This window comes from Bacillus cereus group sp. MG16, from assembly GCF_040459875.1.
Lineage (GTDB): Bacteria > Bacillota > Bacilli > Bacillales > Bacillaceae_G > Bacillus_A > Bacillus_A paranthracis.
This window is the reverse complement of sequence record NZ_JARVHE010000001.1, coordinates 4108925-4129512: the sequence shown is the minus strand read 5'-3', so window position 1 is coordinate 4129512 and position 20588 is coordinate 4108925. Positions and strand designations below refer to the sequence as shown.

Here is a 20588-nt window from a genome sequence, read left to right as displayed (position 1 = left end):
GTAAGTGAAAGGTGGGGTTACATGTCACTTCGATTTGTGATTGGTAGAGCGGGAAGTGGAAAAAGTACACTTTGTTTACACGAAGTGCAAGAAGAGTTAAAGCAGCGTCCAAGAGGGGAAACAATATTATATCTTGTGCCAGAACAGATGACATTCCAAACGCAGCAGGCGTTAATTGGTAGTGAGGATGTTAGAGGTTCTATTCGGGCACAAGTTTTTAGTTTTTCACGATTAGCGTGGAAAGTATTGCAAGAAGTTGGCGGAGCGAGTCGTCTTCACATTGATGAAGCGGGTGTACATATGTTACTTCGTAAAATTGTAGAGTCTCGTAAAGATGGATTATCGGTATTCCAAAAAGCAGCGGAGCAAAATGGTTTCTTTGAACATCTTGGCAGTATGATTGCGGAGTTTAAACGATATAACGTGACGCCATCAAACGTATATGAAATGTGGCAACAATTAGATGCGCATAGTAGCAGTGCCGAACAAAAGTTACTGGCGAATAAAGTGTATGATTTACAACTATTATATGATGATTTTGAACGTGCTTTAATCGGAAAGTACTTAGATTCAGAAGACTATCTGCAATTGCTAGTGGAAAAGCTTCCGCAGTCTGAATATGTAAAGGGAGCTGAAATTTATATAGATGGCTTCCATTCGTTTTCACCGCAAGAACTAGAAATTGTAAGACATCTTATGATTTGCGGTGCGAGAGTGACAATTACGTTAACGATAGATGAAAAAACGTTAGCGCAACCAGTAAATGAACTAGATTTATTTTATGAAACGACGTTAACGTATGAAAAAATAAAACAAGTAGCGCGTGAAGAGAAAATAGAAATTGAAAAAACGATTCCGCTTATGGAACAACCGCGTTTTCATTCTCCAGCATTAGCGCATTTAGAAGCTCATTATGAAGCGCGTCCGAATGAGAAATTTAACGGGGAAGCAAGTGTAACGATTCATACAGCCGCGAATTTACGAGCTGAAGTAGAAGGCGTTGCTCGTGAAATTCGTAGACTTGTGGCTGATGAAGACTATCGTTACCGAGATATTGCAGTTCTTCTTCGTAACGGAGAAAGTTATTACGATGTAATGCGGACTCTATTTACAGATTATAATATCCCGCACTTTATCGATGAAAAACGCCCGATGTCACATCATCCGTTAGTAGAATGCATTCGTTCTGCACTCGAGATTATTAGCGGGAATTGGCGTTATGATGCAGTATTTCGCTGCGTGAAAACAGAGCTTTTATATCCATTAGACGTAAGAAAAGAAACGATGCGCGAAGAGATGGATGAGTTTGAAAACTACTGTTTAGCATACGGTGTACAAGGGAAAAGATGGACTTCTGAAGATCCGTGGATGTATCGCCGCTATCGTTCTCTTGACGATACGAACGGGATGATTACAGACAGTGAACGTGAAATGGAAGAGAAAATAAATCGATTACGTGACGTTGTAAGAACGCCTGTTATTCGTATGCAAAAAAGACTGAAGCGTGCGGGAACGGTTATGCAAATGTGCGAAGCTGTTTACTTATTTTTAGAAGAGCTTGACGTTCCGAAAAAATTAGAAGCATTACGTATTCGTGCAGAAGAGAGCGGAGATTTCTTATTTGCGACAGATCATGAACAAGTATGGGAAGAAGTAATGAGTCTTCTTGATACGTTCGTTGAGATGCTTGGCGAAGAAAAAATGTCACTTTCTATGTTCACAGACGTTATGTCGACAGGTCTTGAGGCGCTTCAATTCGCAAACATTCCGCCGTCATTAGACCAAGTGTTAATTGCGAATATTGATCGTTCTAGATTATCAAATGTGAAAGCAACATTCGTCATTGGAGTGAATGAAGGTGTGATTCCAGCAGCACCGATGGATGAAGGTATGCTTTCTGATGAAGAAAGAGATGTTCTTAGCGCTGCAGGTATTGAACTCGCACCAACGACGAGACAAACTTTATTAGAAGAACAGTTTGTTATGTACCAAATGGTAACGAGAGCAACTGAGAAATTATACATTTCATGCCCGCTTGCAGATGAGGAAGGAAAGACGTTACTTGCTTCTAGCTTTATTAAGAAAATAAAAAGAATGTTCCCTGATGTGAAAGATACATTTATTACGAACGACGTAAATGATTTATCACGTTCGGAACAAATTTCATATGTAGCAACACCAGAAGTAACGTTGTCATATGTTATGCAGCAACTTCAAACGTGGAAGCGATATGGATTTGAAGGCAACTTAGACTTTTGGTGGGATGTATATAATTTCTACGTTACTTCAGATGAATGGAAGCAAAAAAGTAGCCGCGTATTATCAAGCTTATTCTACCGAAATCGTGCGCAAAAGCTAAGTACAGCTGTAAGTAGAGATTTATACGGAGATAAAATAAAAGGAAGCGTTTCTCGTATGGAATTATTTAACCGTTGTGCGTATGCTCATTTTGCGCAGCACGGTTTATCGTTAAGAGAGCGTGATATTTTCAAACTGGATGCGCCAGATATCGGAGAGCTCTTCCATGCAGCGCTGAAGAGAATTGCAGATAGGCTATTACGTGAAAATCGTACTTGGGCGGATTTATCAATAAAAGAGTGTGAGCATCTTTCTGCTGTAGTAATAGAAGAGATTGCACCGTTATTACAAAGACAAATTTTATTAAGTTCAAACCGTCATTTCTATTTAAAACAAAAACTACAACAAATCATTTTCCGTACGTCAATCATTCTTCGTGAACATGCGAAGTCTAGCGGTTTCGTACCAGTGGATTTAGAAGTGCCATTTGGTATGGGCGGTACAGGATCACTTCCGCCAATGGAATTCTCGTTACCTAATGGTGTAAAGATGGAAGTAGTTGGCCGTATTGACCGTGTTGATAAGGCAGAAGATGAAAATGGAACATTCCTACGTATTATTGACTATAAATCAAGCTCAAAAGCGTTAGACTTAACGGAAGTGTATTACGGATTGGCACTTCAAATGTTAACGTATTTAGATGTTGTTACTTCAAATGCACATACGTGGATGAAAAAAGGCGGTACAGCATCACCAGCGGGTGTATTGTATTTCCACATTCATAACCCAATTGTTGAGGTGAAAGGTGATGCATCTGAAGCAGAAATTGAAAAGGAAATTTTAAAGAAATTCAAAATGAAAGGTCTCGTATTAGGAGATGCTGACGTTGTTCGTTTAATGGATAATAAACTTTCAACAGGAAGCTCTGATATTATTTCTGCTGGTCTGAAAAAAGACGGTAGCTTTAGTGCGCGTTCAAGTATTGCAAGTGAACAAGAGTTTAACGTCCTGCAAAAATATGTACACCATACGTTTGAAAATATCGGAAAAGACATTACAGAAGGTGTGATCGATATTGCCCCTTACAAAAAAGGAAATAAAGCGGCGTGTACGTTTTGTAACTTCAAATCGGTTTGTCAGTTCGATGAATCACTTGAAGATAACCAATTCCGTACGCTAAAAGATATGAAAGATAGCGAAGCGATGGAGAAAATTAGAGAGGAGGTTGGCGGAGAATGATAGAAAATTGGCCTAAAAAACCAGAAGGTAGTCAGTGGACAGATGACCAGTGGAAAGCGGTTGTAGTGAACGGACGTGATATTTTAGTCGCGGCAGCAGCAGGATCAGGGAAAACAGCAGTATTAGTTGAACGTATTATTAAAAAGATTATTAATGAAGAAAACCCAGTCGATGTCGACCGCCTGCTCGTTGTAACATTTACGAATGCAGCGGCGCAAGAGATGAAAAACAGAATTGGGGAAGCATTAGAAAAAGTATTAATTGATGAGCCTGGCTCTCAGCACATCCGAAAGCAGCTGAGCTTATTAAATAAAGCTTCCATTTCAACGATCCATTCATTTTGTTTACAAGTTATTAGAGGATATTATTACATGCTTGATGTTGATCCTCGTTTCCGCATTGCGAATCAAACCGAAAATGAATTGTTAAAAGAAGAAGTGCTAGATGACATATTAGAAGAAGAGTATGGGATAGAAGATAATACAATATTCTTTGAACTCGTTGATCGTTATACGAGTGACCGTAGTGACGATGATTTACAACGTATGATTTTAGCGCTTCATACAGAATCAAGAGCGCATCCAAATCCGGAAAAATGGCTCGATAAATTAGTAGAAGCATATGACGTCGAAGGAAAGACAATTGAAGATTTAGTGTACGCTTCTTACTTATTAGAAGATGTGAAATTCCAGCTTGAAACAGCGGAACAGCATATTCGTAAAGCGACAGAGCTCGCAATGCTTCCTGACGGTCCAGCGCCTCGCGTTGAAACCCTGCAAGCAGATTTAGTTTTACTTGGAACGTTATCATCAGCTGCTCGTGAATCGTGGACAAGCGTGTATGAAGCGATGCAAAACGTATCGTGGCAAACGTTAAAGCGTATTAAGAAAAGTGATTACAACGAGGATGTTGTAAAACAAGTAGACTCTCTTCGTAATAAAGCGAAAGATGAAGTGAAAAAATTACAAGAAGAGCTATTTAGCCGTAAGCCTGAAAGTTTCTTACGAGATTTTCAAGATATGCATCCTGTATTAGAAAAGCTTGTTCAGCTCGTAAAAGTATTTACAGAACGTTTCCAAACGATGAAGCGAGATAAAGGAATGGTCGATTTCACAGATTTAGAGCATTTCTGTTTACAAATTTTAAGTGAACAAAGTGAAAATGGTGAAATGAAGCCATCAGCAGTAGCGCTTCAATATCGCAATAAATTTGCTGAAGTATTAGTCGATGAATATCAAGATACGAACTTCGTACAAGAATCGATTATTAAATTCGTAACGAAAGATTCTGAGAGTGAAGGAAACTTGTTTATGGTAGGTGACGTAAAACAGTCAATTTATCGTTTCCGACTAGCAGAACCAGGATTATTCTTAGGGAAGTATAAACGTTTCACGCAAGAAGGATTAGGCGGCGGAATGAAGATTGACCTAGCGAAAAACTTCCGTAGTCGTCATGAAGTGTTAGCAGGTACGAACTTTATCTTCAAACAAATTATGGGCGAAGAAGTTGGGGAAATCGATTACGATGCTGACGCTGAATTAAAGCTAGGTGCTACCTATCCAGAAGGTGAAGATGTAGCGGCTGAACTACTATGCATTCAGCAAACGGAAGAAGAGGTAATAGACGGTGAAGAAGGCGCGGAAGTAGAAAAGGCACAGCTTGAAGCTCGCCTTATGGCGCAGCGCATTAAAGCGATGGTTGATTCAGGTTATGAAGTGTATGATCGTAAAACGGATAGTATGCGTCCTGTACAATACCGCGACTTCGTTATTTTGCTTCGCTCCATGCCGTGGGCGCCGCAAATTATGGAAGAGTTAAAATTGCAAGGAATTCCAGTATACGCTGATCTTGCGACTGGTTACTTTGAAGCGACAGAAGTAAATATTATGATGAACGTATTCCGCGTTATCGATAATCCGATGCAAGATATTCCGCTTGCAGCAGTACTTCGTTCCCCAATCGTTGGATTAAATGATGAAGAACTTGCAACGCTTCGTACTCATGGGAAGAAAGGATCGTTTTATGAAGTAATGAGCTCATTCTTAAAAGGGGCACCGCTTGAAGAAGAAAAAGAACTACATGATAAATTAGAGTGGTTCTATAACTTACTGCAAGGATGGCGTGAATTTGCACGCCAACAGTCACTTTCTGATTTAATTTGGAAAGTATACGGTGAGACAGGTTATTACGATTTCGTTGGCGGTTTACCAGCTGGAAAGCAAAGGCAAGCAAACTTGCGTGTACTATATGACCGCGCAAGACAATATGAAGCAACGTCGTTTAGAGGATTATTCCGCTTCTTGCGTTTTATTGAGCGTATTTTAGAACGCGGTGATGATATGGGTACGGCGAGAGCTTTAGGTGAACAAGAAGATGTCGTTCGCATTATGACAATTCATAAAAGTAAAGGACTTGAGTTCCCAGTCGTATTTGTAGCTGGACTAGGTCGCCGCTTTAATACACAAGACTTAATGAAACGTTTCTTACTGCATAAAGACTTCGGTTTCGGTTCACAATTTATTGATCCACGTAAACGAATTAAATATACGACATTATCGCAACTTGCGATTAAGCGTAAAATGAAAATGGAATTAATTGCGGAAGAAATGCGCGTATTATACGTGGCGTTAACACGTGCAAAAGAGAAGTTAATTTTAATTGGAACAGTTAAGGATGCAAATAAAGAAATGGAAAAATGGCTTGATGCGAGGGAGTATAGTGAATGGTTATTACCAGATCATATACGTGCCGGAGCGTCTTGCTACTTAGACTGGATTGCACCTTCATTATATAGGCACCGTGATAGTGAAATACTTCTTGAATTAGGACAAGGAAGTGTTCCAGATGAAATTTATGGGTATGACACTAGCTGGAAAGTAGAAGTTGTTGACGGTAACACGTTACTCGCGCCAGAACCGGTTCAAGAAGAGAAACAAGAATTGTTAGAAGCACTTCGTGAGAAAAAGGCCGTTCCCCTGCAGAGTGAACGGAAAGAAGAGGTGTACGATAGATTAATGTGGAAGTACGGATATGAGGAAGCGACATCTCATCGTGCGAAGCAATCTGTTACAGAAATAAAGAGAAATTATCAATCTGAAGAAGGTAGCGATAATGCCTTTATTAAAAAATTACGTGCACCAATTCAAACACGTCCTCGTTTTATGGAGAAAAAGGGATTAACATATGCAGAGCGCGGAACAGCAGTACATGCCGTTATGCAGCATGTTGATTTGAAGAAGCCGATTACAGAAGAAGTGATTCGGGAGCAAATTGCTGGAATGGTAAATAAAGAATTATTAACATTCGAGCAGGCGGAAGAAATTGCGATTGAAAAAGTAATTTCATTCTTTGATAGTGACCTAGGTAAAAGGGTATTAGCGGCGAAAAGTGTTGAGCGTGAAGTACCATTTACGATGATGCTTGCAGCAGAAGAAGCATATCAAGATTGGCAAGGGAAGAGCGGGGAATCCATTCTTGTCCAAGGGGTTATCGACTGCATGATCGAAGAGGAAGACGGTATTACGTTAATCGACTTCAAAACGGATACGATTGCAGGAAAATTCCCAGGTGGATTTGATCAAGCGAAACCAATTTTAGAAGAGCGATATAAAGTACAACTTTCGTTATATGCAAAAGCGCTCGAGAAAAGCTTACAACACCCTGTGAAAGAGAAATGTTTATACTTCTTTGATGGCAATCATGTTGTAAAAATCGAAGAATAGAGGAACTTGAAAATGGCAACGGAAAAAACGTTAAGAACGTGTGAAAAAGGACATGAATACTACAAAAGTAGCGATTGTCCAACTTGCCCAAACTGTGAGAACGAGAGAGCGCCGAAAGAAGGTTTTCTCGCTCTTCTTTCAGCACCAGCCAGAAGGGCACTAGAACATCATGGAATTCATACTGTAGAAGAACTCTCGAAGTATAGTGAGAAAGAAATTTTAAAACTACATGGTATGGGACCAGCATCTTTGCCAAAGCTTAGAAAGGCTTTGGAGGAGAGCGGGTTATCATTTAAATAAAAGAAAAAGTAGGAGATATTCTCCTACTTTTTTTACGCTGTTCCAATCTGGTCTTGATCCGCCACATCAGAATCAAACGTATTTGTTGCACTAACACCGTTAAACGTATTCACGACAAATCCAACATTGGAAGCTCCAGATCCATTATAAGCTTTCGTATTTTCTTTCGGAGAAACGTTATAAAAATCCCCTAAATTGAAAGAACCATTACTGTTTTGCACGACGAGATTTCCAACAACAGAAGGCATACCATCCACCTACTTTACTAAACTTTGTAATTACTATATGAATTATTGTGCGGAAGGTTCATCTGTAATATATTGGCGAATTTGCATAATACGAGAGTTATTAAAAACATAATCAACATTTCCAATTTGAAATCCACCAGAGTTTAAAAGTGTGCGCAATTCAACGTTATTCACTTCAATAAAAGGACACTCATTTATAATGTTTAATTTTACATCTGTCGTTCGTTTCGGGATTGTAATGTATTCATCTGTAAAGATTTCAAATGCATCTAAGCGACCTTCGTCTTTTATATAACAAGGGAATTCCCGGTGAACGGCAAGAGCTCTACTTTTTAATTCCATTTGATTTGCATCCCCAACTTGAAATACGGCAGCAATCCCTAACGAAACAATAGAAACATTTTGGACAATAGACACGTGATGTAACATAATTTCTCAGTCTCCTTAACCTGGAGTAGGAGGGACATCTGTTACTAATGGCACAAATGGACCCTCTGTAACGGTTTCAAACGGCGTATCAAGAATAGAAGATAGAATGAGGAAATTTGCATCCCCAATTAAAAAGAGTGCGGACGACGATACACCGTTCATTTTAATCTGTCCGACTTTGAACTCGCGGTTTACAACGTTAAGGTTCATACATACTTACTCCTTTCGGAAATTGCCCGGTATGTGTTGAATAAAAGAGAGGAAGGCTTTGTCGATATCATGTTTCATAGCTTGAATAATGATATCTCGTAAATAATCTGGATCTGTTGAAATCCCTTCATGTGATTGTGCTTGTGATAAATAATAAGGAAGTCTATGCTCCATCTGTTTCTTTATGTCGTCAACCATCATTTGTCGATACATTTCATCGAGCGGCGTTCTCTCTTCTTGTTCAAAATGGAGAATTCGATTATATGCTTCTTCATCTAAGTAACGATGCATTTCCTGAAGGATACCTTGGTAAAAGTCTGGGTTTGTATCTGTTTCAGGATTGACCTTCAAAGTTTCCGTGTCAACTTGAAAATCCTCAATTTGTTGTCCTTTTGTTGAAAATGGATTTAATCCAATATTTAAAGTGCCATTTAAATTTTCTACTTTTAATTGATCGAATTTATATTCCACTTTTCCTATAGAAGAGGAGGGGCGACTTTTTAATTCATTAAGCTCTTCTTGTAATTGACGAACTTGATCTTCTAAGTTAAGAATGGTCGCTTGTTGGGCTTGAAGAGCTTGTTGAAGTTGGTGTAAGTAAGTATATATATCTTGATTCATTTGTGAAACCTCCTTTTCAATAGGGAGGGTAAATATATTCCTACTATATATTTATGACAAGGATGTCTTAAGAAGAACTAGTTGATGGTTTGATAGAAATAATTTGTCCTTTTGCCTGTAATGGGCGAAGGGGTTCTGTAAATCCGCCAGTATTTGAGAATTTAGATAGGGCTTTAATACTTCCGGCAGTACCAATTTGGAATACAGAAGAGGTTGTAATGCTATCAATTTTAATACTGTTAATGATGATGCTTTGGTTTACATAAAAATTCAATACAATCGCCCCCCTTTAAGTTGAACCAATTATCGCTTGATCAACGACATCTGAATCATTAACAGTCGTTGCGCTTTGATAATTATAGACAGAAACGTTATCTCCAACGTTAAAAGAGCCGGCCCCCGCGAAAGCGCGTGAATAACTAATAGGTCTAATCGCAAATACATCTCCAATATGAAAAATACCACTTGATCCAATATTAACGATACGAATATGTCCGACCATAGCTGGCATACAAAACACCTTTCGTTTTTAAAATTTTCTTTTCTACTATTGTATGGGCGTTTTTAATAAAATGTGTGTTTTTTTGAAATAAAAGAAACACACACGTTATTGTGTGTGTGTGTGTCGAGTGTTTGATTAGGGTGAAAATCCGTATGTACATGCCAAATTGCATTTAAGAGCCTGTCCAGTTCTTGGCTACAATCCACTGTTTTTTGAGAAGTCATTCCGTAGCGTTCAGCAAAATAAATCATTTTTTCACGTTTTTTTTCAATCGCTTGCTCAAACATTGAAATCGGCTCCATCTCTAAATGAAATTTTTAGTATATATGTAGTACATATTATACAAAAAAAACATAAAAAAGAAATGCATTCGCTAAAAAAAGTAAAATTTCTACATTTTATGCCAAATGATAAAGGAGTAACGAATCGGATATGAGAAGAATATTGTAAAAATTAGCGTGTATGAGAAGGTTTTTTTCTTACGGATGCGAATACAATTAAAGTGTATGAGTTTTAGGATGGAGAGTGGAAATATTGCGTTTGGTAACGGCGAAAAAAGATGAAAAGGTATTTGTAGGTATTGTGGATGAAGAGGAAGAAAATGTATTGCACTTAAGAGAAGCGCAAAGGCAAAAGGGAGAAAAAGTTACAATCCCTATTACAATGTTAGAGTGTATTGAAAGAGGAACCGAATGTGTTGAAAAAATGTGTGAAATTGTCAATTGGGCGAAGGAAAATGAAGGAACGGTGTATTACCCGTTAACTGAGGTGAAAATATTAGCACCAATTCCAAGGCCAAGGAAGAATATTTTGTGCGTTGGAAAAAATTATCGTGAGCATGCGATAGAAATGGGTGGAGTAGAGTCAATTCTAGAAAATATAATGATCTTTACGAAAGCACCAACGACAGTTATTGGAATGGATGAAAAAATTAATAGTCATCCCCACGCAACGAATGAACTAGACTATGAAGGAGAACTAGCTATCATCATTGGTAAGCGAGGGAAACAAATAAAAAAAGAAAAAGCACTTGAGCATATTTTTGGTTATACCATTATAAATGATATAACTGCTCGCGACATTCAAAGAAAGCATAAACAATTTTTCCTTGGAAAAAGTTTCGATACATTTTGTCCGATGGGACCGTATTTAATTCATAAATCGATGATTAGTGCGCCAAATGCGTTACACATTGAAACGGTAGTAAATGGGGAAGTAAGACAAACTTCAAATACAAATAAAATGATTTTTTCAATAGAAGAGATCATTTCAACGATAAGTAAAGGAATGACATTAGAACCAGGAGATATTATCGCAACAGGAACCCCGGCTGGTGTTGGAAAAGGTTTCACACCACCGAAGTTTTTGCATGCCGGTGATGAAGTAGTTATTACAGTAGAAGGAATTGGTACTTTGCGAAATGTAGTGAAGTGAAGAAAAGAGCTATCTTATTAATAGATAGCTCTTTTCTATGGTCTTGGGTGATAGAGGTAATCGATAACGGAAAAAGTGTAAAGACCAATGACTGCAAGTGTACAAATGCCAAATAGTATAACCGTAAGTGCGCTTTTTTCGCGTCCAAAACCAATGATAGTAAGAATAACAGTAGTCCAAAATGATGCTTTCAGTAGTGTGAATGTAGTGGGAGTTGAGTAGTGACTAAGCGATGTTACGGAAAGTAGGAAGCCAAAGAATGTAACTAAAAGAAAAGTTGTAGCTAAATAGTTAATATGTTTGCCGTATCTTAATAACATATCGCACCTCCTTTATGAATTTGAAATACAGAAAATTACAATTTTATTTTAGTATAAATCAATATAAAATGAAAGAGGTTGTCCCAACATGTAGGACAACCTCTCTATTATTACGATAATACAGCTTTAATTTTTTGGAATGCCCACTCTAAATCTTCTTCAGAGATTACTAGAGGTGGTGCGATACGAATTACGTTTTCGTGTGTTTCTTTACATAACAGTCCAGCTGCTTTTAGTTGTTCACAGTAAGGGCGAGCTGGCTCGTTTAATTCGATACCGATAAATAAACCTTTACCGCGAACTTCAGTAATCATTGGGTTATCGATTTCTTTTAATTGTCCAACTAATTTTCCACCTAATTGAAGAGAACGCTCTGTTAATTTTTCTTCTTCTAACACTTCAAGAGCTGCGATAGAAACAGCACATGCAAGTGGATTACCACCGAATGTAGAACCGTGAGAACCTGGCTCAAATACCCCTAAAATGTCGCGGTTTGCTGCAACGCAAGAGATTGGGAATACGCCGCCGCCAAGTGCTTTACCAAGTATGTACATGTCAGGAGTTACACCGTCCCAGTCACAAGCAAATACTTTACCAGTACGGCCTAAGCCAGTTTGGATTTCATCTGCTACGAATAAAACGTTTTCTTTTTTACATACTTCAAGAGCTTCTTTTAAGAAACCAGCTGGTGGGATGTTAATCCCTGCTTCACCTTGGATTGGCTCTAAAATGAATGCAGCTGTGTTTGGTGTAATAGCAGCTTTTAACGCTTCTAAATCACCGTAAGGAATTACAACGATGCCAGGAAGCATTGGACCGAATCCACGCTTGTACTCTTCGTTTGAAGACATAGAAACAGCACCCATCGTACGCCCGTGGAAGTTATCTTCACAAACGATAATTTCAGCACGATTTGCTTCTACTTTCTTCACATCATAAGCCCAGCGGCGAGCTGTTTTAATTGCAGTTTCAACAGCTTCTGCACCTGTATTCATTGGAAGTACCATTTCTTTATTAGTTAGTTTCGCAACTTTTTCGTACCAAGGACCTAATTGATCGCTATGGAAAGCACGAGAAGTTAACGTAACACGATTAGCTTGGTCAATTAAAGCGTTAATAATTTTTGGGTGACGATGACCTTGGTTTACTGCCGAATATGCACTTAATAAGTCCATATAGCGGTTTCCTTCAGGATCTTCTACCCAAACGCCTTCTGCTTTAGAAATAACGATTGGAAGTGGGTGATAGTTATTTGCCCCGTATGTGTCTGTAAGTTCGATGATATCCTTAGTTTGAATCATGATTGTTCCCCCTTTTGTTATTACAAGAAGTTTGTAAATACTCTAAATATTATATCATTTAAATGTAAAAAAGCGAAACATTTCCTGAAAATAAATGAACATGTTATCATATAGTGTGAAAAAGTGTGAAAAGAGGAGGTAAGGGATACGATGGTACATATGCATATTACAGCATGGGCGTTAGGTTTAATTTTATTCTTTGTTGCGTATTCACTTTATTCAGCAGGAAGAAAAGGGAAAGGTGTACATATGGGGCTTCGTCTTATGTACATTATCATTATTGTGACAGGTTTCATGTTGTACATGAGTATTATGAAGACTGCAACAGGTAGCATGCACATGTGGTACGGTTTAAAAATGTTAGCTGGTATATTAGTAATCGGTGGAATGGAAATGGTTCTTGTAAAAATGAGCAAAAACAAACCAACAGGGGCGGTTTGGGGCTTATTTATTGTCGCGCTAGTAGCGGTAATTTATCTAGGACTGAAATTACCGATTGGTTGGAAAGTATTCTAATAAAGAAAATAAAACCACCTTATAATCTCAAAGACTTGGGAGATAAGGTGGTTTTTTATTTTATGTCGCATCGATATGCAACTCTTCTCCGTTCACTTTTGTAAAACGAAACATATTTTTATTTGACGTAGCGTGACGAACGAAATGGTGCTGCAATGCACAAATCATCTCTTCGTTATCAAATAAAAGAATATTTACTCCTTCGCATGCCTCCTCTTTCGGTAAGAAAGATAAATAATTATGACAATACATGCAATCATATAAAGAGTAATGAAGTGATTGCAATGCCTCTGTTAATAAGGCAAAGACAGAGTCAGGTAACTCCTCAAGCCATTCCGTATAACTAAGAAGTAATTTTTTTCGAATTCGTATCATTTCCCCGTTTTGCAGGTGGTGCTGTTCGTCGGCGATTTGTAATACATCTTGTTCATAGAAACGCGCTGGTAGCCAGTTGTTGTTATATAAAATCTCAAAGCCATCTTCGGCAATCTCTTCTAATAAAAATGCTTCCTCATTTTCGTCATCAAAGAATATCCATTCATTGTTTATATATTCTACATTACCGACTGTATGAGCGCGGGGCTGGTTATATAAAATATGTTTACGTTGTATCATACACGATTTCTCCTCGTATATTATATTTAAGCTGTTATTTCAGCTTTAAATTCCCTTAATAAGAGACCCGTAAATTAATACTTGGATGTCTCAAGATATTTCTAGATAATGATTGTAGGATCATTTGGGACAATTCTAATTTCTCCTGTGGATATACCACATAAAAAAGAGTGTTTCTCAGTGAACGTGCGGGACTCCCTACTCGCAGGCTGAGCAGCCTGACCCTCGAACCTAGATGTTAGTAGCTCTAGGGCGGCTTTCGATTCAGGACAAGCTCTCATACACGAGGTTGTTGGTCGGCGTACACACTAGAGATATCTCGAGGCGTCCAAGAAATGATTCTAAATCGAAAGGAGGTCTCTTACGTGAGATTATTTGTTGGTCTAGATGTAAGTTCGTTTGATATAAAAGCTTGTATTCTAAATGGTGAAGGAGAAAAGCTAGACTCCTTTTCAGTCAATAATGATTTACCAGGTGCCACAGCGCTTAAAGAGCGATTATTACAACGTATAGCCACTCAAGAGGTTGAAACCTTTAAAATCGGCTTAGAATCCACATCTGTTTATAGTTTTCATCCATCTATGTTTCTTCACTATGATGAAGACTTACAAAGCTTTGGAGCAAAAGTCTTTCTAATGAATCCAAAACAAATTGCAAACTTCAAGAAAAGCTATTCTGACATGGATAAAACAGACGAGATTGATGCCTTCGTCATCGCTGACTATTTACGGTTCGGAAGAAATCAAATGTCTATCGTAAAAGAAAGCCAGTATGTGGCACTACAGCAATTGACAAGATCTCGTTATCAGCTCGTTAGAATGTTGACAAAGGAAAAACAACATTTTTTACAACACCTAAGTTATAAATGTAATACGTTCTCACAAGAGGTGGACTCTTCTATATTTGGCAACGCCATGATGGAATTGTTCCTTGAAAAATTCAGTCTAGAAGAGCTAGCCAACATGCCTTTAGAGGAACTCGCTGAGTTCCTACAAGTGAAAGGAAAAAACCGATTTGGTGACCCAAAATGTGTGGCATCAACCATTCAAAAGGCTGTTCGCTCTTCCTATCGTTTGGATAAGGTTGTGGAAGACTCCATCGATGTCCTTCTCGGAACATCTATTGCGGTCATTCGTACCTATCAACAACAAATCAAAGAACTAGAAAAATCCATTAAGCGAATCATGGCTGGATTGCCTCAAACACTTGAATCCATTCCTGGAGTCGGACCTGTGTTCGCCGCCGGTATTCTCGCTGAAATTGGTCAAATCGAAAGATTTGATGATGAAACCAAGGTAGCAAAATATGCCGGATTATATTGGCGTACGCACCAGTCTGGTCGATTCACCGCAGAAAACACTTCATTATCTCGTAATGGAAATCATTACTTGCGGTATTACTTAGTTGAAGCCGCCAACTCTGTAAGAAGGCATGTATCTGATTACCAAGAATATTACGTGAAAAAATATAATGAAGTACCAAAACATCAACACAAACGTGCACTCGTTCTAACCGCAAGAAAACTTGTGCGATTGGTGGATGCGCTACTACGTAGTCACCAACTCTTTACGCCAGAAAGGTGCGTGAAAGTGTGACATAAAACTTGTCATCGCTACCTTTCAATTAATTTCCAGTAAATTACATGTATTACTGGTCTAGTTTCGTGATGTCTTTTTTAAATAAATAGTACTTTGATAACTAAAAATTCTGTTGTTTTTCAGTTGACATACTACCGCAGGTCTTTATGAAAAGTAGTTATCTCTGTTATAGACAGTTCGTGCATTCTTTATAACTAGACACATCCGGACATAGGCGGGCATACAATAAAACACGTTTTACTGAGTGAAGATGCTATTCCATATGTGGGTAGTAGGTTATCGGCAATTTTTTTATTTTTAAATCCGCACTCTTAAGGTGGGGATTACTGCACGTTCAAGAAAAGAAATAAGATGGAAGGATGATTTATATGTGCGGGATTACAGGATGGGTGGATTATAAACGCTCATTAGAAGGAGAACGGGACGTCGTTACGAAGATGGCTGAGACGTTAGCGAAGCGTGGTCCAGATGATAATAAAGTTTGGATTAAAGGCAATGTTGCATTTGGACATAAACGGTTAATCGTTGTTGATCCTGAAGGCGGGAAACAACCGATGACTTGTTTAAAAGATGAAGCAAATTATGCAATTTGCTATAACGGCGAACTTTATAACACGGAAGACATTCGAAAGGAACTATTAAGAAGAGGATATACGTTCAAAGGTCACTCTGATACGGAAGTATTGTTAGCTTCTTATATCGAATGGAAAGAAGAATGTGTCGATCATTTAAACGGTATATATGCGTTTGCTGTATGGGATGAACAGAAAGAACAAGTGTTTATTGCGCGCGATCGATTAGGGGTAAAACCACTATTTTATAAATATGACAGTGGGCGATTACTATTTGGCTCAGAGTTAAAAGCGATATTGGCGCATCCAGATGTGAAGGCGGAAGTGACGTTAGAAGGATTATCTGAAATATTTGGCCTTGGACCATCTAGAACGCCTGGCCACGGCATTTATGCTGGTATAAAAGAATTACGTCCAGGTCATGCGATGACATTTTCAAAGAACGGTTTATGCATATGGAGATATTGGAATGTAGAAAGTAAAAAGCATGAAGATTCCTTTGAAGAAACAGTAGAAAAAACACGCTTTTTATTACAAGATGCGATTACAAGGCAGCTCGTTTCTGATGTACCATTATGTACTTTTTTATCAGGCGGTGTAGATTCAAGCGCTATAACAGCAATTGCTGCAAAAGAATACGAAAGATCGGGAAAAGGTCAATTACACACATATTCGGTTGATTACGAAGATAATGACAAATACTTTAAAGCAAATGCGTTTCAGCCAAATTCAGATGCACCATTTATTCATTTGATGACGGAGACGTTTCAAACGATCCATCATCGCTGCGTCATTTCAAATGAACAATTAGCGCGGTATTTAACAGAAGCAGTACTCGTTCGTGATTTGCCTGGTATGGCAGATATCGATTCGTCATTATTATGGTTTTGCCGCGAAATTAAACAAGATTTTGTCGTCGGTTTATCTGGGGAATGTGCAGATGAAATATTTGGTGGTTATCCGTGGTTTTATAGAGAAGATGATTTACAATCGAGCGCATTTCCGTGGATGCGTTCTACAGAAGCGCGTGAACAATTGCTAAAGAAAGAATGGAGAAATAAATTAAATTTACAACAATATGTGCAACAGCGTTATGAGGAATCGATTCAAGAAGTTCCTATTTTAGATGGGGAAAGTCCGCTAGAAGCGAAAAGACGCCAATTATTTTATTTAAATATGGTATGGTTTATGACAACATTATTAGACAGAAAAGACCGTATGAGTATGGGGGCGAGCTTAGAAGTACGTGTTCCATTTGCAGATCATCGTCTTGTCGAATATGCGTGGAATATTCCTTGGGAAATGAAAATGTATAAAAACCGCGAAAAAGGTCTATTGCGTAAAGCGTTAGAAGGGTTACTTCCAAATGAGATATTATATAGAAAGAAGAGCCCGTATCCAAAAACACATAATCCGCACTATACGAAAGCAGTAACAGTATGGATACAAGATTTATTAACAGATAAAGGCTCGATTTTACACGAGCTATTTGATAAAGAACAGCTGAGTGGATTAATTGAGTCAGGCGGCAGTGCATTCCAAACGCCATGGTATGGTCAATTAATGACTGGGCCACAACTTTTAGCTCATTTAGCACAAATTCACGTTTGGTTTAAAGAATATGGAGTAAATATTAAAGAATAGGAGAAAAGCGACTTACTTTATAAGTAAGTCGCTTTTTATTAAATAAATTGTCATATAAAATTCAAAATCATATTAGAAAAAATACTTATTTAGAATAATTATCTTTACGTACTTATTATTAGTTGTTATAATTGGAAACAAATGTTCTTGAAAAAGATTCTCATTTATCCCGCTTTAATGGGCAGTAAGACCCCCACCTCAAAATTCAGCGAAAGAAAACAATTTAGGTGGGGGATCAACTGCCCATAAAAGTCCGATTGGTTCAACTAATAATCAGTGGGGGATGAAGAACCTCCCCACTGATTAAAGTTTCACTTTATAAAATTGAGGTGTTATATAGATGAAAAAGAAAAAAATAGGTTTACTCGTAATGGCGTATGGAACGCCGGATTCATTAGATGGAGTAGAGGCATATTATACACATATTCGTCATGGGCGTAAGCCGTCCGAAGAAGCACTCCAAGATTTAATTGGACGCTATAAAGCGATTGGTGGAATTTCACCGCTTGCAAAAATTACGAAAGAGCAAGCGCATAAATTAACAGACTCAATGAATAATATGTTTACAGAGTATGAATTTAATTGTTACTTAGGCTTAAAACATACTGCTCCGTTTATAGAAGATGCAGTAGAAGAGATGAAGCGCGATGGAATTGAGCAAGCGATTAGTATCGTATTAGCGCCGCATTATTCTACCTTTAGCATTAAGGCATATAACGAGCGTGCAATTCGTCTCTCGGAGGAAATAGGTGGTCCTGTTATTGAGCCGATTGACCAATGGTACGATGAACCGAAGTTTATTTCGTATTGGGCAGATCAAATAAAAGAAACATTTACAAAAATTGAAGATAAAGAGAAAGCGGTCGTAATTTTTTCAGCGCATAGTTTACCAGAAAAAATTATTGCAGCAGGTGATCCTTATGTGGAGCAATTGCAGCATACAGCGGATTTAATCGCAGCAGCTGCAAATATTCAAAACTATACAATTGGTTGGCAAAGTGCCGGAAATACATCTGATCCATGGATTGGACCGGATGTACAAGATTTAACGAGAGATTTATTTGAAGATCATAGATATGAAGCTTTCATATATTGCCCAGTCGGTTTTGTGGCAGAGCATTTAGAAGTTTTATATGACAACGATTACGAGTGTAAAGTTGTGACGGATGAATTAAATGCTGCGTATTTTAGACCAAATATGCCGAATGCACAATCTATATTTATTGATTGTTTAGCTACAATTGTTTCCAAAAAAATGAAAGAAATAGTTGACAAAGAACTAATTTTGAATAATAATTAATTTATAATAATTTTAAATAAATAATAATTACTATGAAAGAAAGAGGAGGATCCCCCTAGATGAATCCAAATAATCGCTTAACAACAAACCAAGGTGCTCCGGTCGGAGATAACCAAAATTCTCGTACAGCTGGTCGCCGTGGACCAGTATTATTAGAAGACTATCATTTAGTAGAAAAACTAGCTCACTTTGATCGTGAACGTATTCCAGAGCGTGTTGTGCATGCACGTGGTGCAGGTGCTCACGGTGTATTCGTAACGAAAAACAGCATGAAGAAATATACGAAAGCAGCATTTTTACAAAATGAAGGAACTGAAACACCTGTGTTTGTTCGTTTTTCAACGGTTATTCATGGTCAAGGTTCTCCTGAAACAGCACGTGATCCACGTGGGTTCGCTGTTAAATTTTATACAGAAGAAGGAAACTATGATATCGTAGGTAATCATTTACCGGTCTTCTTCATTCGTGATGCAATTAAATTCCCTGATATGGTGCATTCTTTAAAACCAGCACCTGATACAAATATTCAAACACCAGATCGTTACTGGGATTTCATGACGTTAAGTCCAGAATCTACACATATGATGACATGGGTATTTTCTGATTACGGTACACCAGCAAGCTATCGTGAAATGGAAGGTTTCGGTGTACATTCATTCAAATGGATTAATGCAGAAGGTAAAATCGTCTACATTAAATATCACTGGAAACCACAGCAAGGTGTACGTAACTTAAGTGCAAAAGAAGTGCAAGAAGTACAAGGAAAAGACTTCAACCATGCAACTCGTGACTTATTCGATGCAATCGAAAAAGGAAATTATCCGAAGTGGGATTTACACGTACAAGTAATGCAACTAGAAGAAACGGATTCTTTAGATTTCGATCCGTTAGATCCGACGAAAGTTTGGCCAGAAGATCGTTTCCCATTAATGGAAGTAGGGACAATGACGTTAAATCGTAACCCGAAAAACTTCTTTGCGGAAGTAGAACAAGTGGCGTTCTCTCCAAGTGCAACTGTAAATGGTATTGAACCATCTGAAGATAAATTATTACAAGGTCGTTTATTCTCTTATCCAGATACACAGCGTTATCGCCTTGGTGCAAACTACTTACAAATTCCTGTAAACTGCCCATATGCAGCTGTTCATAACCAACAACGTGATGGTGCGATGCAAATAAATCAAAACCCATCTACAATCAACTACGAACCGAGCCGTCATGCTGAAAATCCAGTTGAAGACCCAGCTTACCGCGATTCAACTATGAAAGTAGAAGGTTATGTATCTCGTGAAAAAATTGACAAACCAAATGACTTCAAACAAGCAGGTGAGCGTTACCGTTCATTCTCTAAAGAAGAGCAAGATAACTTAATTGCAAACTTAACAAATGACTTAAAAGACGTAAATGAACGCACGAAATTACTAGCTGTTTGTAACTTCTTCCGTGCAGATCAAGAGTACGGTATGCGTTTAGCGCAATCATTAAATGTTGATATTACGCAATATGTAGGGAATGCTCCGAAATAAATCGGAAAAGACGACTGTTATGAAACGGTCGTCTTTTTTGTTTATGTAAAGTTACACGCGGGTATTCTTCAGTTTCGTTATGTCGGAATTTGTTGGTAAATCGATATCTTGTGTCGAAACGTCGATATATTGAAATAATCGCTGATATATTTGAAAAATCGTCGATATATCCGAAGAATCGCTGATATATTTA

The 20588-nt window shown here is 38.1% G+C and carries 18 protein-coding genes and 1 pseudogene; 9 read left to right on the top strand and 10 right to left on the bottom strand.

All coding sequences use genetic code 11. The annotated features are described in order from the left end of the window. Positions 1-21: 21 nt before the first annotated feature. The 3 genes from addB to QCI73_RS21430 are packed head-to-tail and all read left to right on the top strand — an operon-like array spanning position 22 to position 7559. The gene (gene addB / locus QCI73_RS21440) at positions 22-3537 is read left to right on the top strand and encodes a helicase-exonuclease AddAB subunit AddB (RefSeq protein ID WP_353823691.1); all 3516 of its coding nucleotides are present in this window, start codon (positions 22-24) and stop codon (positions 3535-3537) included. After that, complete coding sequence (gene addA / locus QCI73_RS21435) at positions 3534-7259, top strand: helicase-exonuclease AddAB subunit AddA (RefSeq protein ID WP_353823690.1); 3726 nt, start codon at positions 3534-3536, stop codon at positions 7257-7259. The genes addB and addA overlap by 4 nt, the downstream gene beginning before the upstream one ends. Positions 7260-7271: 12 nt before the next feature. Beyond that, positions 7272-7559 carry an RNA polymerase alpha subunit C-terminal domain-containing protein gene (locus tag QCI73_RS21430; RefSeq protein ID WP_327923503.1) on the top strand — a complete coding sequence of 96 codons (288 nt, stop codon included), beginning with the start codon at positions 7272-7274 and terminating at the stop codon, positions 7557-7559. A gap of 32 nt (positions 7560-7591) precedes the next feature. Here the strand turns inward: QCI73_RS21430 and gerPF are convergent, their stop codons facing one another. The 7 genes and pseudogenes from gerPF to QCI73_RS21395 form a co-directional block, all read right to left on the bottom strand. Beyond that, the gene (gerPF, locus tag QCI73_RS21425; protein WP_001141566.1) at positions 7592-7807 is read right to left on the bottom strand and encodes a spore germination protein GerPF; all 216 of its coding nucleotides are present in this window, start codon (positions 7805-7807) and stop codon (positions 7592-7594) included. Positions 7808-7849: 42 nt separating this feature from the next. Further along, entirely contained in the window at positions 7850-8236 is a 387-nt protein-coding gene (locus QCI73_RS21420; protein ID WP_000902334.1) for a spore germination protein GerPE, read from the bottom strand. 15 nt (positions 8237-8251) lie between these two features. Then, on the bottom strand, positions 8252-8446 hold the full coding sequence (gerPD, locus tag QCI73_RS21415) for a spore germination protein GerPD (protein ID WP_001052802.1): 195 nt from the start codon (positions 8444-8446) through the stop codon (positions 8252-8254). A 6-nt stretch (positions 8447-8452) separates the two neighbouring features. Next, positions 8453-9067, bottom strand: coding sequence for a spore germination protein GerPC (gerPC, locus tag QCI73_RS21410; protein ID WP_001070747.1), 615 nt, complete (start codon positions 9065-9067; stop codon positions 8453-8455). Positions 9068-9134: 67 nt separating this feature from the next. After that, positions 9135-9341 carry a spore germination protein GerPB gene (gene gerPB / locus QCI73_RS21405; RefSeq protein ID WP_001012508.1) on the bottom strand — a complete coding sequence of 69 codons (207 nt, stop codon included), beginning with the start codon at positions 9339-9341 and terminating at the stop codon, positions 9135-9137. A gap of 15 nt (positions 9342-9356) precedes the next feature. Beyond that, a complete protein-coding gene (gene gerPA / locus QCI73_RS21400) occupies positions 9357-9578 on the bottom strand; it encodes a spore germination protein GerPA (RefSeq protein ID WP_001111188.1) in 222 nt (73 codons plus the stop codon). A 104-nt stretch (positions 9579-9682) separates the two neighbouring features. Beyond that, positions 9683-9856 (bottom strand): annotated as a pseudogene (locus tag QCI73_RS21395) (aspartyl-phosphate phosphatase Spo0E family protein); the annotation flags it as partial. Between the two features lie 247 nt (positions 9857-10103). On the opposite strand from QCI73_RS21395, the gene QCI73_RS21390 reads away from it, so the two are divergent. Next, the gene (locus QCI73_RS21390) at positions 10104-11003 is read left to right on the top strand and encodes a fumarylacetoacetate hydrolase family protein (protein WP_353823689.1); all 900 of its coding nucleotides are present in this window, start codon (positions 10104-10106) and stop codon (positions 11001-11003) included. 35 nt (positions 11004-11038) lie between these two features. On the opposite strand, the gene QCI73_RS21385 is transcribed toward QCI73_RS21390, so the two are convergent. Together QCI73_RS21385 and rocD are read right to left on the bottom strand one after the other, a co-directional pair. Then, on the bottom strand, positions 11039-11323 hold the full coding sequence (locus QCI73_RS21385; protein WP_000926868.1) for a hypothetical protein: 285 nt from the start codon (positions 11321-11323) through the stop codon (positions 11039-11041). 110 nt (positions 11324-11433) lie between these two features. Beyond that, positions 11434-12624: an ornithine aminotransferase gene (rocD, locus tag QCI73_RS21380; RefSeq protein ID WP_353823688.1), complete on the bottom strand. Its 1191-nt coding sequence runs from the start codon at positions 12622-12624 to the stop codon at positions 11434-11436. A 150-nt stretch (positions 12625-12774) separates the two neighbouring features. Here rocD and QCI73_RS21375 point away from each other — a divergent pair, with 150 nt between their 5' ends. Further along, complete coding sequence (locus tag QCI73_RS21375; RefSeq protein ID WP_098923561.1) at positions 12775-13140, top strand: YisL family protein; 366 nt, start codon at positions 12775-12777, stop codon at positions 13138-13140. A 60-nt stretch (positions 13141-13200) separates the two neighbouring features. On the opposite strand, the gene QCI73_RS21370 is transcribed toward QCI73_RS21375, so the two are convergent. After that, positions 13201-13755 (bottom strand): DUF2777 domain-containing protein, encoded by a 555-nt coding sequence (locus QCI73_RS21370; protein WP_327923505.1) that lies wholly within the window; start codon positions 13753-13755, stop codon positions 13201-13203. 365 nt (positions 13756-14120) lie between these two features. On the opposite strand from QCI73_RS21370, the gene QCI73_RS21365 reads away from it, so the two are divergent. The 4 genes from QCI73_RS21365 (at position 14121) to katB (ending at position 20395) form a co-directional block, all read left to right on the top strand. Then, a complete protein-coding gene (locus QCI73_RS21365) occupies positions 14121-15350 on the top strand; it encodes an IS110 family RNA-guided transposase (protein ID WP_127063753.1) in 1230 nt (409 codons plus the stop codon). Positions 15351-15721: 371 nt separating this feature from the next. Then, entirely contained in the window at positions 15722-17569 is a 1848-nt protein-coding gene (gene asnB / locus QCI73_RS21360; protein WP_353823687.1) for an asparagine synthase (glutamine-hydrolyzing), read from the top strand. Positions 17570-17909: 340 nt separating this feature from the next. Further along, entirely contained in the window at positions 17910-18869 is a 960-nt protein-coding gene (gene hemH / locus QCI73_RS21355; RefSeq protein ID WP_353823686.1) for a ferrochelatase, read from the top strand. Between the two features lie 59 nt (positions 18870-18928). Then, positions 18929-20395 carry a catalase KatB gene (katB, locus tag QCI73_RS21350; protein WP_071723888.1) on the top strand — a complete coding sequence of 489 codons (1467 nt, stop codon included), beginning with the start codon at positions 18929-18931 and terminating at the stop codon, positions 20393-20395. Positions 20396-20588: the final 193 nt, after the last annotated feature.

Bases quoted from the DNA above. Each gene is read 5' to 3' on its own strand.
- QCI73_RS21370 (WP_327923505.1), bottom strand. From the start codon at position 13,755: ATGATACAACGTAAACATATTTTATATAACCAGCCCCGCGCTCATACA.
- QCI73_RS21385 (WP_000926868.1), bottom strand. From the start codon at position 11,323: ATGTTATTAAGATACGGCAAACATATTAACTATTTAGCTACAACTTTT.
- QCI73_RS21375 (WP_098923561.1), top strand. From the start codon at position 12,775: ATGGTACATATGCATATTACAGCATGGGCGTTAGGTTTAATTTTATTC.
- QCI73_RS21430 (WP_327923503.1), top strand. From the start codon at position 7,272: ATGGCAACGGAAAAAACGTTAAGAACGTGTGAAAAAGGACATGAATAC.
- QCI73_RS21420 (WP_000902334.1), bottom strand. From the start codon at position 8,236: ATGTTACATCACGTGTCTATTGTCCAAAATGTTTCTATTGTTTCGTTA.
- addB (WP_353823691.1), top strand. From the start codon at position 22: ATGTCACTTCGATTTGTGATTGGTAGAGCGGGAAGTGGAAAAAGTACA.
- asnB (WP_353823687.1), top strand. From the start codon at position 15,722: ATGTGCGGGATTACAGGATGGGTGGATTATAAACGCTCATTAGAAGGA.
- gerPC (WP_001070747.1), bottom strand. From the start codon at position 9,067: ATGAATCAAGATATATATACTTACTTACACCAACTTCAACAAGCTCTT.
- rocD (WP_353823688.1), bottom strand. From the start codon at position 12,624: ATGATTCAAACTAAGGATATCATCGAACTTACAGACACATACGGGGCA.
- addA (WP_353823690.1), top strand. From the start codon at position 3,534: ATGATAGAAAATTGGCCTAAAAAACCAGAAGGTAGTCAGTGGACAGAT.
- gerPF (WP_001141566.1), bottom strand. From the start codon at position 7,807: ATGCCTTCTGTTGTTGGAAATCTCGTCGTGCAAAACAGTAATGGTTCT.
- hemH (WP_353823686.1), top strand. From the start codon at position 17,910: ATGAAAAAGAAAAAAATAGGTTTACTCGTAATGGCGTATGGAACGCCG.
- gerPA (WP_001111188.1), bottom strand. From the start codon at position 9,578: ATGCCAGCTATGGTCGGACATATTCGTATCGTTAATATTGGATCAAGT.
- katB (WP_071723888.1), top strand. From the start codon at position 18,929: ATGAATCCAAATAATCGCTTAACAACAAACCAAGGTGCTCCGGTCGGA.
- gerPD (WP_001052802.1), bottom strand. From the start codon at position 8,446: ATGAACCTTAACGTTGTAAACCGCGAGTTCAAAGTCGGACAGATTAAA.